The organism is Pseudomonas sp. BNK-45, from assembly GCF_047456255.1.
Lineage (GTDB): Bacteria > Pseudomonadota > Gammaproteobacteria > Pseudomonadales > Pseudomonadaceae > Aquipseudomonas.
Genome location: NZ_CP179909.1, coordinates 5,724,974 through 5,738,780 on the forward strand (window position 1 = coordinate 5,724,974; position 13,807 = coordinate 5,738,780).

General features: G+C 61.9%; 14 protein-coding genes and 1 pseudogene. 7 read left to right on the forward strand and 8 right to left on the reverse strand.

Features of this window, described 5'->3' with window-relative positions:
• The first annotated feature begins 23 nt into the window (after positions 1–23).
• From ACMGG8_RS25880 to fabB, 4 genes are all read left to right on the forward strand, one after another.
• Positions 24–920 (forward strand): ABC transporter substrate-binding protein, encoded by an 897-nt coding sequence (locus tag ACMGG8_RS25880; protein ID WP_414158690.1) that lies wholly within the window; start codon positions 24–26, stop codon positions 918–920.
• Positions 917–2,818: an ATP-binding protein gene (locus tag ACMGG8_RS25885; protein WP_060838199.1), complete on the forward strand. Its 1,902-nt coding sequence runs from the start codon at positions 917–919 to the stop codon at positions 2,816–2,818. Before ACMGG8_RS25880 ends, ACMGG8_RS25885 begins: the two co-directional genes overlap by 4 nt.
• Positions 2,819–3,065: 247 nt before the next feature.
• Positions 3,066–3,581, forward strand: coding sequence for a 3-hydroxyacyl-[acyl-carrier-protein] dehydratase FabA (fabA, locus tag ACMGG8_RS25890; protein WP_011060067.1), 516 nt, complete (start codon positions 3,066–3,068; stop codon positions 3,579–3,581).
• 11 nt (positions 3,582–3,592) lie between these two features.
• Entirely contained in the window at positions 3,593–4,813 is a 1,221-nt protein-coding gene (gene fabB / locus ACMGG8_RS25895; RefSeq protein WP_016963486.1) for a beta-ketoacyl-ACP synthase I, read from the forward strand.
• Positions 4,814–4,892: 79 nt separating this feature from the next.
• Here the strand turns inward: fabB and ACMGG8_RS25900 are convergent, their stop codons facing one another.
• Together ACMGG8_RS25900 and ACMGG8_RS25905 are read right to left on the reverse strand one after the other, a co-directional pair.
• A complete protein-coding gene (locus ACMGG8_RS25900; protein WP_375136255.1) occupies positions 4,893–5,756 on the reverse strand; it encodes a methyl-accepting chemotaxis protein in 864 nt (287 codons plus the stop codon).
• A pseudogene (locus ACMGG8_RS25905) lies at positions 5,748–6,518 on the reverse strand (MCP four helix bundle domain-containing protein); the annotation flags it as partial. The pseudogene ACMGG8_RS25905 and the gene ACMGG8_RS25900, both read right to left, overlap by 9 nt.
• Before the next feature lie 348 nt (positions 6,519–6,866).
• Here ACMGG8_RS25905 and ACMGG8_RS25910 point away from each other — a divergent pair.
• The gene (locus tag ACMGG8_RS25910; protein WP_042942143.1) at positions 6,867–7,283 is read left to right on the forward strand and encodes an OsmC family protein; all 417 of its coding nucleotides are present in this window, start codon (positions 6,867–6,869) and stop codon (positions 7,281–7,283) included.
• A 63-nt stretch (positions 7,284–7,346) separates the two neighbouring features.
• Positions 7,347–8,219, forward strand: coding sequence for a pirin family protein (locus ACMGG8_RS25915; RefSeq protein WP_060842837.1), 873 nt, complete (start codon positions 7,347–7,349; stop codon positions 8,217–8,219).
• A gap of 103 nt (positions 8,220–8,322) precedes the next feature.
• Here the strand turns inward: ACMGG8_RS25915 and ACMGG8_RS25920 are convergent, their stop codons facing one another.
• From ACMGG8_RS25920 to ACMGG8_RS25935, 4 genes are all read right to left on the reverse strand, one after another.
• Positions 8,323–9,051 carry a dienelactone hydrolase family protein gene (locus ACMGG8_RS25920; RefSeq protein WP_060838196.1) on the reverse strand — a complete coding sequence of 243 codons (729 nt, stop codon included), beginning with the start codon at positions 9,049–9,051 and terminating at the stop codon, positions 8,323–8,325.
• A 71-nt stretch (positions 9,052–9,122) separates the two neighbouring features.
• Positions 9,123–11,027: a molecular chaperone HtpG gene (gene htpG / locus ACMGG8_RS25925; protein WP_060841901.1), complete on the reverse strand. Its 1,905-nt coding sequence runs from the start codon at positions 11,025–11,027 to the stop codon at positions 9,123–9,125.
• A 90-nt stretch (positions 11,028–11,117) separates the two neighbouring features.
• Positions 11,118–11,570, reverse strand: coding sequence for a PaaI family thioesterase (locus ACMGG8_RS25930; protein WP_060838195.1), 453 nt, complete (start codon positions 11,568–11,570; stop codon positions 11,118–11,120).
• A complete protein-coding gene (locus tag ACMGG8_RS25935; RefSeq protein ID WP_060838194.1) occupies positions 11,567–12,043 on the reverse strand; it encodes a PaaI family thioesterase in 477 nt (158 codons plus the stop codon). Before ACMGG8_RS25935 ends, ACMGG8_RS25930 begins: the two co-directional genes overlap by 4 nt.
• 158 nt (positions 12,044–12,201) lie before the next feature.
• Between ACMGG8_RS25935 and ACMGG8_RS25940 the strand changes: the two genes are divergently transcribed.
• On the forward strand, positions 12,202–12,453 hold the full coding sequence (locus tag ACMGG8_RS25940) for a hypothetical protein (RefSeq protein ID WP_016968094.1): 252 nt from the start codon (positions 12,202–12,204) through the stop codon (positions 12,451–12,453).
• Between the two features lie 68 nt (positions 12,454–12,521).
• Here the strand turns inward: ACMGG8_RS25940 and ACMGG8_RS25945 are convergent, their stop codons facing one another.
• Complete coding sequence (locus ACMGG8_RS25945; RefSeq protein WP_060842835.1) at positions 12,522–12,923, reverse strand: MAPEG family protein; 402 nt, start codon at positions 12,921–12,923, stop codon at positions 12,522–12,524.
• Positions 12,923–13,660, reverse strand: a complete 738-nt coding sequence (locus tag ACMGG8_RS25950; protein WP_060838192.1) for a DUF599 domain-containing protein — start codon at positions 13,658–13,660, stop codon at positions 12,923–12,925. Before ACMGG8_RS25950 ends, ACMGG8_RS25945 begins: the two co-directional genes overlap by 1 nt.
• Positions 13,661–13,807 lie beyond the last annotated feature (147 nt).

Sequence of the window (13,807 nt, forward strand, 5' to 3'; positions counted from 1 at the left end):
AGCGGCCCTCGGGGGCCTTGGACTTGCGTCGCCGACTCGGCTGGGGCCTGTTCCTGCTGAGTCTGCTGCTGTGCGCACCGCTGCGCGCCGCCGACGTCTTGCTGACCGCCAGCGAGGACAACCCGGCGGTACGCACCTTCACCGCAGAGCTGGCCGCCCAACGCCCCCAGGACCAGGTGCACTTCGTACCGCTGGAGCAACTGCCGGCGCCGGGCCAGTTGCCCAGCGCCACGCGCCTGATTCTGCTGGATCCGCAAAGCCTCGACTGGCGCCTGCAAGATCCCCAGGGCCCGGCCACCCTGGTCCTGCGCATCAGCCGCCTGCAAGCCGAACAGCGCCTGCAAGGCCTGCACCACCCCGAGCTCAGCCTGCTCTGGAGCGATCCACCGCCGAGTCGTCAGTTGCACCTGATCCGCCAGGTCTTGCCCCAGGTGCGCCGGGTTGGCGTGCTGTACAGCGAGGACAGCCAGTTCCTGCTCAAGGAGCTGCGCGGCGCCGCGCAATCCCTGGGCCTGGAGATCGTCGCCGAAGCCTGGGACAGCACCCACGACAGCCGGCCATTGCAAAACCTGCTGCGCAACAGCGACGTGCTGCTGGGCCTGGATGACCCCAAGCTGTACAACCCGAAAACCGTGAAGAACCTGCTCCTGAGCAGCTACGCCCAACAGCGGGCGCTGATCGGCCCCAATGCCGGCTTCGTCAGGGCCGGCAGCCTGGCCAGCACCTACAGCGACCAGCAGGACTGGCTGCAGACCCTGGACAGCCTGCTTGAGCAGGCGCCGAATCGCTGGCCCCGGGCACTGTACCCGGCGGCCTTCAAAGTACTGAGCAATCCACAGGTGGCACGCTCACTGGGCATCGAGGAAATCGACCCGCAAGCCGTCGCGCGCCAACTGAGTGAAGGAGAGCAACGCCCATGAAATTGCGTCGCCGATGGGACATCCACACCCGCACGCAGCTCATCAGCCTCGGCCCGGCCTTGCTCCTGACCCTGTTGCTGATCAGCTTCTTCACCTTCGTGCGCATTCAGGACCTGCGCCAGGAGCTCAACCACACCGGCCAACTGATTGCCAACCAGCTGGCGCCAGCCACCGAGTACGGCGTGATCTCCGGCAACAACGAAGGCCTGGAAAGCCTGTTGCAGGCCACCCTGGCCACGCCCCACGTGCACTTTCTGGAGGTCCAGGACAGCGCCAACAACATCCTGGTGTATGTCGAGCAACCGTCTGCCACTCATAAACAGGCGCAACAGATCAAGGTGTTCCAGGCGCCGGTGCGCTTGCAGCGCATCCAGGTGCACAACGACTTCCTGGAAGACGACCCGACCAGCCTCGGGCCCCAGGGCGACGGGTATCTGGGACGGGTCATTGTCGGCATGTCCAACGACGCCTTCAGCCAGCGCCAGCAGGAAATACTCCTCAAGGCCGCGATCCTCGCCCTGTTCGCCCTGCTATTCACCTTCCTCCTCGCACGGCGCCTGGCTGCCGGCCTGGCGCAACCCATCAGCGCCATGGGTAACGCGGTCAAGGCGATCCAGGAAGGCGACTTCAAGGCGCCGCTGCCGATTGTCGACGACGGCGAGCTGGGCAATCTGGCACGCCACATCAACAACCTCGCCGCCGGCCTGGAGCTGGCCAGCCGCGAGCAGCAACAGGCCATGTCGCAACTGATCCAGACCCGGGAGGAAGCGGAACGGGCGAACAAGGCGAAATCGGATTTCCTGGCGATGATGAGCCACGAACTGCGCACCCCGATGAACGGCGTGCTGGGCATGCTGCAGCTCCTGGAAACCACCGAGATGACCCAGGAGCAGAGCGAATACGCGGCGCTGGCTTCGGAGTCCACCGAACACCTGCTGAAGGTGATCAACGACATCCTCGATTTCTCGCGCATCGAACGCTCAGCCCTGGAGCTGGAACACATCCCGTTCAACCTCGCCGAACTGATCGGCAGCTCGGCCCAGGCCTTCCAGCACAGCGCCCTGCAGCGCGGCCTGGACCTGCAACTGCGCCTGCCACCGGGCATGGAGTCGCTGCAGGTCAAGGGCGACCCGACGCGGATCCGGCAGATTCTGGTCAACCTGATCGGCAACGCCCTGAAGTTCACCGAACAAGGCAGCGTGATCATCGAGGCCCAGTGGCAGGCCCTGGATCATGAGCTCCTGTGGTTCACCTGTGCGGTGCGCGACAGCGGAATCGGTATCAGCCCCGCCAGCCTGGAGCTGATGTTCGATGCATTCCAGCAGGCCGACAGCAGCATTTCCCGGCGGTATGGCGGCACCGGCCTGGGCCTGCCCATTGCCCGCACCCTGGCCGAACGCATGGGCGGCACCCTGCGGGCCCAGAGCGAGGAAGGCCGTGGCTCGGTGTTCACCCTGGAGATCCCCCTGGCGCTGTTCCAGCAAAGCCTGCCGGTGCTGGCACCGCGCGTCAGCACCGCCGCTCACCAGGGCGAGGGCCGCAATGTGCTGCTGGTGGAAGACAACCCGGTGAACCAGACCGTGATCCAGGCCATGCTGCGCAGCCTGGGCTTCACCGTGAGCATCGTCACCGACGGGGCCCAGGCGGTGCGCAGCGCCGAGAGCCTGATTTTCGAGGCAATTCTGATGGATTGCCGACTGCCGCTGGTCGATGGTTATGAAGCCACCCGGCAGATCCGCCAATTGCCCGGCTGCGCCGATCTGCCGATCATCGCCCTGACCGCCAACGCCTTGCAGGGCGACCGCGAAGCCTGCCTGGCAGCGGGCATGAACGACTACCTGGCCAAGCCGTTCAAGCGTGCGGATCTGCAGCAGATTCTCCAACGTTGGGTGCAGTAACAGGCTATTTTCCAACAGGTGCGACTGGCGTGACGGGCGAAAGTGCGGCAGTCTTAGGCACCCGACGGGGCCCTGAAAAGGCCCTCAAAAAAAATTTCAGTGAACAAGTGTACTTTCATACCCTTGGCGCTGTGACTTTCACTACAACGCAATAGTCTATGAGTAGGCTGCCGGCTCGAGGCATGAACGCTTCGATCGGCCGGGAAGATTGCCCAACCCTGCCGCACGGGACTATTGAGGAGCTCGCATGACCAAACAAAACGCCTTTACTCGGGAAGACCTGCTGCGCTGCAGTCGCGGTGAGCTGTTCGGCCCAGGTAACGCGCAACTGCCCGCCCCCAACATGCTGATGGTGGATCGCATCACCCATATCAGCGAAGAGGGTGGCAAGTACGGTAAAGGTGAATTGGTCGCTGAGCTGGATATCACTCCAGACCTGTGGTTCTTCGCTTGCCACTTCGAAGGCGATCCGGTGATGCCGGGCTGCCTGGGCCTGGATGCCATGTGGCAGCTGGTCGGTTTCTTCCTCGGCTGGCAAGGCCTGCCGGGCCGCGGTCGCGCCCTGGGTTCGGGAGAAGTGAAGTTCTTCGGCCAGGTTCTGCCGACGGCGAAAAAGGTCACCTACAACATTCACATCAAGCGCGTGCTCAAGGGCAAGCTGAACATGGCCATCGCCGATGGCTCGGTCAGCGTTGACGGCCGCGAAATCTACACCGCCGAAGGCCTCCGGGTCGGCGTGTTTACCTCCACTGACAACTTCTAAGGGTTATCCGCATGCGCCGCGTCGTTATCACTGGTCTGGGCATTGTTTCGTGCCTGGGCAATGACAAAGAGACCGTCTCCGCTAACCTGCGTGCAAGTCGCCCTGGCATCCGCTTCAACCCGGAATATGCCGAAATGGGTCTGCGTAGCCAGGTTTCCGGCTCCATTGACCTGAACCTCGAAGAACTGATCGATCGCAAGATCTATCGCTTCGTCGGCCACGCGGCGGCTTACGCCTACCTGGCCATGAAAGACGCCATCGCCGACTCTGGCCTGAGCGAAGAACAAGTCTCCAACCCGCGTACCGGCCTGATCGCCGGTTCCGGTGGTGCCTCGACCCTGAACCAGATGGAAGCGCTGGACATCCTGCGCGAGAAAGGCGTCAAGCGCGTTGGCCCATACCGCGTCACGCGGACCATGAGCAGCACCGTTTCCGCCTGCCTGGCCACACCGTTCAAGATCAAGGGCCTGAACTACTCCATCGCTTCTGCCTGCGCCACCAGTGCTCACTGCATTGGCACCGCCATGGAACAGATCCAGATGGGCAAGCAGGACATCGTCTTCGCCGGCGGCGGTGAAGAAGAGCACTGGACCCAGTCGTTCCTGTTCGACGCCATGGGCGCCCTGTCCACCCAGTACAACGAAACCCCGGAAAAAGCCTCCCGCGCCTACGACGCCAAGCGTGACGGTTTCGTCATCGCCGGCGGTGGCGGCATGGTGGTGGTCGAGGAGCTGGAACACGCTCTGGCCCGTGGCGCCAAGATCTACGCGGAAATCGTCGGCTACGGCGCCACTTCCGACGGCTACGACATGGTGGCCCCAAGCGGCGAAGGCGCTATCCGCTGCATGCAGATGGCCATGTCCACTGTCGACACCCCGATCGACTACCTGAACACCCACGGCACCTCGACTCCGGTCGGCGACGTCGCGGAAATGAAAGGCGTGCGTGAAGTGTTCGGCGACAAGGCTCCAGCCATCAGCTCCACCAAGAGCCTGTCGGGTCACTCCCTGGGCGCCGCCGGCGTTCACGAAGCGATCTACTGCATGCTGATGATGGAAGGCAACTTCATGGCCGGTTCGGCCAACATCGACGAGCTGGACCCGGAAGTGGCCGATATGCCGATCCTGACCAAGACTCGCGAAGACGCCACCATCAACACCGTGATGAGCAACAGCTTCGGCTTCGGTGGCACCAACGCCACCCTGGTGCTGAAGCGCTGGCAGGGCAAGTAAGCCTCGCCGCTTCGCGACATGAAAAAGCCCCGACCGGTTCGGGGCTTTTTTTTGCCTGCCATTTTCCGGCGCCAGCGGCTCAGACGGAAAAACGCGCCACCATGCTGTTCAGGTCCACCGCCAGCCGCGACAGTTCCTGGCTGGCCGCGCTGGTCTGATTGGCCCCGGCCGAGGTCTGCAACGCCAGGTTGCGGATGTTCATCAGGTTGCGGTCCACTTCCCGCGCCACCGCCGCCTGTTGCTCCGAGGCACTGGCGATCACGATGTTGCGCTCGTTGATCAGGGTGAAGGCCGAAGCGATTTCCTCCAGCGCCTGCCCCGCCGCCTTGGCCACTTCCAGGGTCGAATGGGCGCGGCTATTGCTCTGCTGCATGGAGCTGACCGCCTGATCGGTGCCCTGCTGGATACCGCCGATCATTTGCTCGATTTCCTGGGTCGACTGCTGGGTCCTATGGGCCAGGGCCCGCACTTCATCGGCCACCACCGCGAAGCCGCGCCCGGCATCCCCGGCCCGCGCCGCCTCGATGGCCGCGTTCAGGGCCAACAGGTTGGTCTGCTCGGCGATGGAGCGAATCACCTCCAGCACCTTGCTGATGCCGTAGACCTTCTGCGCCAGCTGTTCGACCTGACTGGCATTGGCTGTTACATCCTCGGCCAGCGACTCGATGGACAGCACGGTCTGATGCACCTGTTCGCGACCGTGCTGGGCGATCCGATCTGACTCCCGGGACGCTTCGGAAGTGGCCACCGCGTTGCTCGCCACCTCCTCCACCGCGGCGGTCATCTGATTCACTGCCGTGGCGGCCTGTTCGATCTCCTGGCTCTGCTGATGCAGGCCCCGGGTCGCATCCTCGGTGACGCAACTGAGCTCCTCGGAAGCCGAGGCAAGCTGGCTGGAGGAATCGGAAATGCGCCGGATAGTCTCGCGCAAGCTGTGCTGCATGGCCTTGAGCGCCAGCAACAGGCGCGCCGGCTCGTCCTTGCCGATCACCGTGATGTCTCCGGTCAGGTCGCCGCCGGCCACCACCTCGGCGACGCGCAAGGACTGCGCCAGCGGCAGGACGATGCTGCGGGTCAACAACAAGGCCAGGCCAATGGTCACCAGGGCCGCCACCACGATCATCGCCACCACCCAGACGCGCGACTGGCTGAACACTGCCTGAGCCAGATCCGTGGCCTGGGTCGCACTTTGCTTGTTCAAGTCGATCAGCTCGTGCAGTGTCGCGGCCATTTCATCGGCCAACTGGTTCATTTCACCGTTGACCACCTTGACCGCCTCCTCCAGCTGATTCTGGCTGGAGAAGGCCATGACCTGGGCCTGCCGCTGCAGGTACTGCTGCTCCACGCCCTTGAAGCGATCGAACAGGACCCGCTCCTGGGGCAGCACGATCAGCGACTCATAGCGCCCCTGGGCAACGCCCAGGCCACTCTTGATGTCCTTGATCTTGGCTTCGTTCTGGGCCAGGGCCTGGGGGTCGCGATTGATCAGCAGGCGCAGGGTCAGGGCGCGAAGACGCAACAGATCCTGGCTCATGTCGCCCACCGACATGACGCTGGGCAACCAGTTGCTTTCCACCTCATCGGACTGCTGGCGCATGTTGGCCATCTGCATCAGGGCAAATGCGCCGAGGACAAACACCATCAGCGCCAGCAAGCCAAAACCCAGGCTGGCGCGGGGGGCGATGTTGAGACTTCTGAGACTCATTCCTTTGGCTCCTTCCTAGAGCGCTGCAAGAGCTTGCAGCAGGGTGCTCTTAGACGGTATCGGGCCGGCGGAAATTTGCGTAAGACAAAAACGTGATATCAAAACGCCCTATGACTTCGATACCTCAGAGTAAAACGATTCAGCTCACAGAAAATCGACATTTTCCGATCAAACAGTACAGCTTCCACCTCGAAACCCGCTGCGACGTCGCTGCTTGCACATTCATCGGCGTGCCACCGGGCCATCGGCTACCGCCAGTAAAAACCTGAACGCCTGCGCCGGCCGATGCTCTATAACTTCAGCACCTTTACCACCCGATCCGACATTCATCACTGCCTGAGGTTTGCCATGACCATTACCGTCAATACCGAGTCCAGCGAAGGTTTCCGCCACAGCATTCAGGTCGACGACCATCAGCTGTTCACCGACCTGCCCCAGTACGCCGGTGGCGAAGGCACCGCGCCCGAGCCCCACGATTATTTCGATGCCGCCCTGGGGGCCTGCAAGGCCCTGACCCTCAAGCTCTACGCACAGAAGAAAAACATCCCGCTCACCGGCGTCACGGTGGAGCTCAAGCACGACAACAGCCAGGAACAGCAAGGCAAGTACGCCCTGCACGTGAAGCTGACCCTCAAGGGCGTGCTCACCGACGCCCAGCGTGAAGAGTTGCACCGGGTGGCCGACCGCTGCCCGATCCACAAGCTGATGACCACCAGTGAAGTCAGCATCGAGACTCACCTGTCCGAAGGCGCCTTCAGCCAGTAGCGGCAAGGCTGGCATCCGGGGGTTATGCTTGCGGGCATACCCCCGGTCAGCCTGGAATCCGCCATGAATTCACCCCTAGTGATCCGCCCCCGCGTCGAGGACGTCGAAGGCCAGCCTATCCTCCGCCCCCTGCCTTCGGCACAGTGCCGCAGCGTCGGCCCCTTCGTATTCTTCGACCACATGCTGAGCACCTCCTACCCCGCCGGCAAAGGCATGAACATCCGCCAGCACCCGCATATCGGCCTGTCCACGCTGACCTACCTGTTCGCAGGACAGATCCGCCACAAGGACAGCCTCGGCTCGGACCAGATCGTCCTCCCCGGGGACGTCAGCTGGATGACCGCAGGCAGTGCCATCGCCCACGTCGAGCGCACGCCCGAGGCCTTGCTGAGCCAGGCTTTCACCCTGCATGGCTTGCAGGTCTGGTTGGCCTCGCCCAAGGAGCATGAGCAGGGGCCCGGACACTACAGCCATCACCCCGCAGCCACACTGCCAGTGAGTGACAACCTCGGGGTCACGATCCGCATGATCGCCGGCAGCGGCTTCTGCCTGGAGTCGCCGGTGCCGGTGCTCTCCCCGACCCTGTATGCCGAACTGCACCTGCAGACCGCCACCAGCCTGCTGATTCCCACCGAGCATCAGCAACGCGCGCTGTATGTGCTGGACGGCGAGGCACAACTGGACGGCGAGCCATTGCCCCCGCACTCGCTGGTGGTGTTGCCGGAGGGAGAAAACGCCACGCTGTTCGCCGAGAGCGACTGCCACGCGGTACTGCTTGGCGGTGCGCCTCTGGACGGGCCGCGGCGGATCAACTGGAACTTTGTCGCCAGCGACCCGCTGTTGATCGAGGCCGCACGCGGACGCTGGGCAGCCGGGGACTGGCCGCAAGTGCCGGGAGAAAGCGAGCGCATCGAACTGCCCGCTTCCCGCCACTGATCTGCAGGAGCCGGCTTGTCGGCGAACAGGCCCGCAGGCCTTGCATCGCCCACAGGCCCCTCTATCGCCGGCAGGCCGGCTCCTGGCGGATCAAGGGATGCCGTCAGCCCTGGAACACTTCGTCCAGCAGGTAGTACAGGGTGGCGAAGGCCCGGGCCGAGGTCTTGGCGTCATACATCATCTTGCCCGGGACATTGGCCTGAGGATCGGTGAAGGAATGCACCGCGCCGCCGTAGCTGACCAGTTGCCAGTCAACACCTGCGGCATTCATCTCCGCCTCGAAGGCCGGCAGTTGTTCCTTGGCCACCAGCGGATCGGCCGCACCGTGCAGCACCAGCACCGAGCCCTTGATGTTCTGCGCATCCGCAGGATCGGGCGTGTCCAGGGTGCCATGGAAGGAAGCCGCGGCCTTGACTGGCGCCCCGCTGCGGGCCAGCTCCAGCGCGCAGCAGCCGCCAAAGCAGAAACCGAAGGTGGCCAGCCTGGACAGGTCCACCGCGGCCTCGGCCTGGCTCTGCAGGGCGCTGAAGGCCGCCTGCATCCGCCGACGCAACAGCGCCCGGTCATTCTTCAGGGGCATCATCGCCGCACCGGCCTGATCGGCGTCGCTGGGGCGTACCGACTGGCCATACAGGTCGGCGATCAGCACCACATACCCCTTGGCCGCCACCGACTCGGCGAGCTGCTGCGCGCCGGCGCTGACACCCATCCAGTTCGGCGCCATCAGCAACCCCGGGAGCGCGCCTTTATGGGCGGCATCAAAGGCCAGCAGGCCTTCATAGGGCTGGCCATCGATCTGATAGACCACGGAACGCACGGTGATTTGACTCATGACTCATCTTCTCCAGTAGGGGGACACCAGAATGAAAAAACCCGCCGAAGCGGGTTTTTCCTGCAACCTGGTTAAACCGACAGTTCAACCAGCAGCTTGTTCAGTCGGCGCACATAGGCCGCCGGGTCTTTCAAGCTGTCGCCGGCCGCCAGGGCCGCTTGATCGAAGAGGATGTGCGACAGGTCGCCAAAGCGCTCTTCGTTCTGCTCGCCGTCGAGTTTCTCGATCAACGGGTGAGTCGGGTTGAATTCGAAGATCGGCTTGGAATCCGGAACCTTCTGCCCGCTGGCTTCGAGGATCTGACGCATTTGCAGCCCCAGGTCCTGCTCGCCGATGGCCAGGATCGCCGGGGAGTCGGTCAGGCGGTGGGAAACCCGCACTTCGCTGACGCTCTCGCCCAGCGCGGTCTTGATCCGCTCAACCAGGCCTTCCTTGGTCTTGGCGACTTCCTCGGCAGCCTTCTTGTCCTCTTCCGAGTCCAGGTTGCCCAGGTCCAGGTCGCCACGAGCCACGTCGACAAAGCTCTTGCCGTCGAACTCGTTGAGGTAGCTCATCAGCCACTCGTCGATGCGGTCGGTGAGCAGCAGCACTTCGATGCCTTTCTTGCGGAAGACTTCCAGGTGCGGGCTGTTCTTGACCTGGGCGTAGGATTCGCCGGTGAGGAAGTAGATCTTGTCCTGACCTTCCTTGGCGCGAGCCAGGTAGTCGGCCAGGGACACGGTCTGCTCGCCGTCGTCGCCCTGAGTGGAAGCGAAGCGCAGCAGGCCGGCGATCTTTTCCTTGTTGGCGAAGTCTTCGGCCGGGCCTTCCTTCATCACCTGGCCAAAGTTCTTCCAGAAACCCTTGTATTGCTCAGGCTCGTTCTTCGCCAGTTTTTCCAGCATGTCCAGCACGCGCTTGGTCAGCGCCGACTTCATCGAATCGATGATCGGGTCTTTCTGCAGGATTTCCCGCGAGACGTTCAGCGACAGATCGTTGGAGTCCACCACGCCCTTGATGAAGCGCAGGTACAGCGGCAGGAAGGACTCGGCCTGATCCATGACGAACACGCGCTGTACGTAGAGCTTGAGGCCCTTCGGCGCTTCACGCTGGTACAGGTCGAACGGTGCACGAGCCGGCACGTAGAGCAGCGAGCTGTATTCCAGCTTGCCTTCAACCTTGTTGTGGCTCCAGCTCAGCGGGTTCTCGAAGTCATGGGCGATGTGCTTGTAGAACTCCTGGTATTCCTCGTCCTTGATCTCGGTACGCGGACGGGTCCACAGGGCACTGGCGCGGTTGACGGTTTCCCACTCCAGCGCCGGTTTCTCTTCGCCTTCGGCGGCAGCGGCTTCTTTGGGCAGCTCGATCGGCAAGGCGATGTGGTCGGAATACTTCTTGATGATGTTGCGCAGGCGCCAGCCATCGGCGAATTCGTCTTCACCGGACTTCAGGTGCAGGACGATGCGGGTGCCGCGTTCGGCCTTGTCGATGGTCGCAACCTCGAACTCGCCTTCGCCCTTGGACGACCAGTGCACGCCCTCGCTGGCCGGCAGGCCGGCACGGCGGCTGAACACTTCGACCTGATCGGCAACGATGAATGCAGAGTAGAAGCCCACGCCGAACTGACCGATCAGGTGCGAGTCCTTCTTCTGGTCGCCGGTGAGGTTTTTCATGAAGTCGGCGGTGCCGGACTTGGCGATGGTCCCCAGGTGAGTGATGACATCTTCACGGCTCATGCCGATACCGTTGTCTTCGAGGGTGACGGTCTTGGCGTCCTTGTCGAAGCTCACACGGATTTTCAGTTCAGCGCCACCTTCCAGCAACTCAGGCTTGGACAGGGCTTCGAAACGCAATTTGTCGACGGCGTCAGAGGCGTTCGAGATCAATTCGCGAAGGAAGATTTCCTTATTGGAATACAACGAATGGATCATGAGGTGCAGCAGTTGCTTCACCTCGGTCTGGAAGCCCAGGGTTTCCTTTTGAGTTTCCACACTCATGGTCATCAAACTCCAATCAGATGGCTGTGGTCGCGCTCCGGAAGCGGAGAACGGCGGGATGACATGGAAGTGGGGGTAGCTCGCCGGATTTCAAGGGGCGGGTGCCTCTTCGATCTTGAAATGTGCACGGGCGGTGGCAATCGGCTCGTCGGCGGTGCTCTGCCAGGCGGTGATCGCGACGTTGGCCACGCGCCGCCCCTGACGCCAGACCTGGCAGCGGGCAAAGGTGTCGCGAAACTGCCCGGCACGCAGGTAATCCAGGGAAAAATCGATGATCTTCGGCACCCCGGGAGCGCCGGTGAAGATCAACAGATGCACAGCCGCCGCCAATTCCATGAAACCGGCGATCACTCCGCCATGCAGCGCCGGCAGCAAGGGATTGCCGATGTTGTCCTTGTTGGCCGGCAAGCGAAACAGCAACTCGTCCCCCAGCCGCGAGCATTCGATGCCGATCAGGGCGGCGTAGGGAATCTTCTGCAGCAAGGGACCGTAGTCGCCCTGTTGGTGAGCCTGCTCCAGCAACACCTTGAGATCTTCGCTCATGGACGCGCTCCCTTGAGGGCCGTGGCAAAACCCGGGGTGCCCTTGAGACCCTTGCCCATGCGCATGAACGTACCGACCACATGGGCTACCGGGCGCTGCGGATCGTCCTGATAGGCAAAACCGCGGGTAAAGATCACATCGGTGGTGACCCGGTAGCACTGGGCAAAACCATGCACGTCGTGATGAGGCACCGCCGGGTGCATGTAGTCGATGCGCAGGTCCAGGGTCGGGCAAACCTCGAACTCCGGCAGCACGCACAACGTGGCCATGCCACAGGCCGTGTCCATGAGGGTGGTCAGGGCGCCACCGTGGATGATTCCAGTGTGGGGATCGCCGACGATCTGCGGGCTGTAGGGCAAGGTCAGGGTCATGCCCTGCGCTGATGCGCTATGCACGCTGATGCCCAGCACCTGGCAGTGTCGCAAGGCGGAAAGAAAGCGCAATGCACGCTCGAAAACAGGATTCTGCGCCATGGGTTATCTCTCTTGTTAGTGTCAGGAATCGATGGTTGGCCAGGGCGATAAAAGTTCCGTAGAACAAATACTTAATATATCTAGGAACCCCAAGGAACTTAAATCACAAGACCATGATCGAAAGGCCAGTAGATATCTTCACTAAGGAGAAACACCCCATGCGTAAGACTTTAGCTATTGCCCTGATGCTGACCGCTTCCCTCGGTCTGGCTGCCTGTGACAAAAAATCCGAGGACAAAGCTCAAGATGCCAACCAACACGCTGAGCAAGCTCAACAAAAAATGAACGAAGCTCAGGATAAAGTGAACGAAGCTGCCAAGGAAAACGCCGAAGCTGCCAAAGACCAGGCTGAATCCAACAAGGCCGCAGCCGAAGAAAGCGCCAAGGAAGCAGCCCCTAAAACCAACTAACTCGGTTTTAGCGCAAGATATAAATAAAGCCCGCCAAGTGCGGGCTTTATTGTGTCCGAAAGAAATGACTAGATAAGCAACCAGCGAAAAGTTGGACTAAGCATCAACAACAAGGAACACAAGATTCCCACCGCCCAGAACAGACTTCGCTGCCAGGTCAAATCCGCCAGATAGCACGCCAGATAGAAGACCCGGGCAATCACAAAGGTGATGGCCAGGACGTCGATCAACCAGCCTTGAGTCTGGGTGACATGGGCCATCAGCACCCCGACCGCAAACAGCATGAAGGCCTCGAAACTGTTCTGATGCGCCGCCAGGGCCCGCGCGCCCAGCCCGGTCAGTTGGGCCTGTTGCTGACGTGGCAGATGGTTGTTGTAACCGCCCTGCTCTTTCATGGCCTTGGCCACCGGAATGCGCGCAATGAAAATCAGCAACGCACTGATAAACACGCACCAGAACGAAATACTCATCAGCCTAGCTCCTTGTTTGTCTCGGGCAATGGCGCCTCCGTAGGGGTATAGACCATCACATCCAGTACGTCGGAATGAAACTCGCGACGATAAAGCACCAGCACCACCCCCGCGCTCATCACCATGAACAGCCAGGGGCTGACAAACCAGGCCAGCATGCTCATGCCGAAGTAATAGGAGCGCAGGCCGAAGTTGAACTGGTTGGCAGCCATGGAAATGACCCGTGCCGCCCGCGAAGCGAAAGCCTTGCGCTCCTGCTCGGACACCTGGCGCTCACCGATCATTGGCGCCGAGCCCACCAGAATGGCGGCGAAGTTGTACTGGCGCATGCACCAGCTGAAGGTGAAGAAGGCGTAGACGAACACCAGCGCCAGACACAGCAGCTTGATCTCCGACATGCCCTGGGACGCCTGCTGGACCATGGGAATGTCCGCCAGCAGCGACACCGCGCGTTCCGAGGCTCCAAGCACGGTAAGAATGCCCGCCAGGATGATCAGGGTGCTGGAGGCGAAGAACGAGGCGTTGCGTTCCAGGTTGCCGATCACACTGGCGTCGGCGATACGGTTGTCACGCAACAGCATGCGGCGCATCCAGTCTTCGCGATACAGGTGCAGGACACTGGCCAGGCAGGCGGTGTCCCGTCCCTTCCAGGTGGCATAACGGGTATAGCCGCCCCAGCAGATGACGAACCACAAAGCGGCCAGTAAATGGATCAGGTTGGCTTGGACGAACGACATGCAAATTCCTGTAGGGCGTGGCAGAGGACACAGCTTCGACGCCACGCAAAGGAAAAAGGCACTGCCCGAGCCCCATAAAAAATGCCCCGTATCGATCGATACGGGGCATTGTTCTGGATGCTCATGAGCCGCTTGTGGCGACCCTGA

What these genes read in the sequence shown, in the direction of transcription:
- ACMGG8_RS25885 (WP_060838199.1), top strand. Translation starts at nt 917, where the DNA reads ATGAAATTGCGTCGCCGATGGGACATCCACACCCGCACGCAGCTCATC.
- fabA (WP_011060067.1), top strand. Translation starts at nt 3,066, where the DNA reads ATGACCAAACAAAACGCCTTTACTCGGGAAGACCTGCTGCGCTGCAGT.
- fabB (WP_016963486.1), top strand. Translation starts at nt 3,593, where the DNA reads ATGCGCCGCGTCGTTATCACTGGTCTGGGCATTGTTTCGTGCCTGGGC.
- ACMGG8_RS25900 (WP_375136255.1), bottom strand. Translation starts at nt 5,756, where the DNA reads ATGCAGCACAGCTTGCGCGAGACTATCCGGCGCATTTCCGATTCCTCC.
- ACMGG8_RS25910 (WP_042942143.1), top strand. Translation starts at nt 6,867, where the DNA reads ATGACCATTACCGTCAATACCGAGTCCAGCGAAGGTTTCCGCCACAGC.
- ACMGG8_RS25915 (WP_060842837.1), top strand. Translation starts at nt 7,347, where the DNA reads ATGAATTCACCCCTAGTGATCCGCCCCCGCGTCGAGGACGTCGAAGGC.
- ACMGG8_RS25920 (WP_060838196.1), bottom strand. Translation starts at nt 9,051, where the DNA reads ATGAGTCAAATCACCGTGCGTTCCGTGGTCTATCAGATCGATGGCCAG.
- htpG (WP_060841901.1), bottom strand. Translation starts at nt 11,027, where the DNA reads ATGAGTGTGGAAACTCAAAAGGAAACCCTGGGCTTCCAGACCGAGGTG.
- ACMGG8_RS25930 (WP_060838195.1), bottom strand. Translation starts at nt 11,570, where the DNA reads ATGAGCGAAGATCTCAAGGTGTTGCTGGAGCAGGCTCACCAACAGGGC.
- ACMGG8_RS25935 (WP_060838194.1), bottom strand. Translation starts at nt 12,043, where the DNA reads ATGGCGCAGAATCCTGTTTTCGAGCGTGCATTGCGCTTTCTTTCCGCC.
- ACMGG8_RS25940 (WP_016968094.1), top strand. Translation starts at nt 12,202, where the DNA reads ATGCGTAAGACTTTAGCTATTGCCCTGATGCTGACCGCTTCCCTCGGT.
- ACMGG8_RS25945 (WP_060842835.1), bottom strand. Translation starts at nt 12,923, where the DNA reads ATGAGTATTTCGTTCTGGTGCGTGTTTATCAGTGCGTTGCTGATTTTC.
- ACMGG8_RS25950 (WP_060838192.1), bottom strand. Translation starts at nt 13,660, where the DNA reads ATGTCGTTCGTCCAAGCCAACCTGATCCATTTACTGGCCGCTTTGTGG.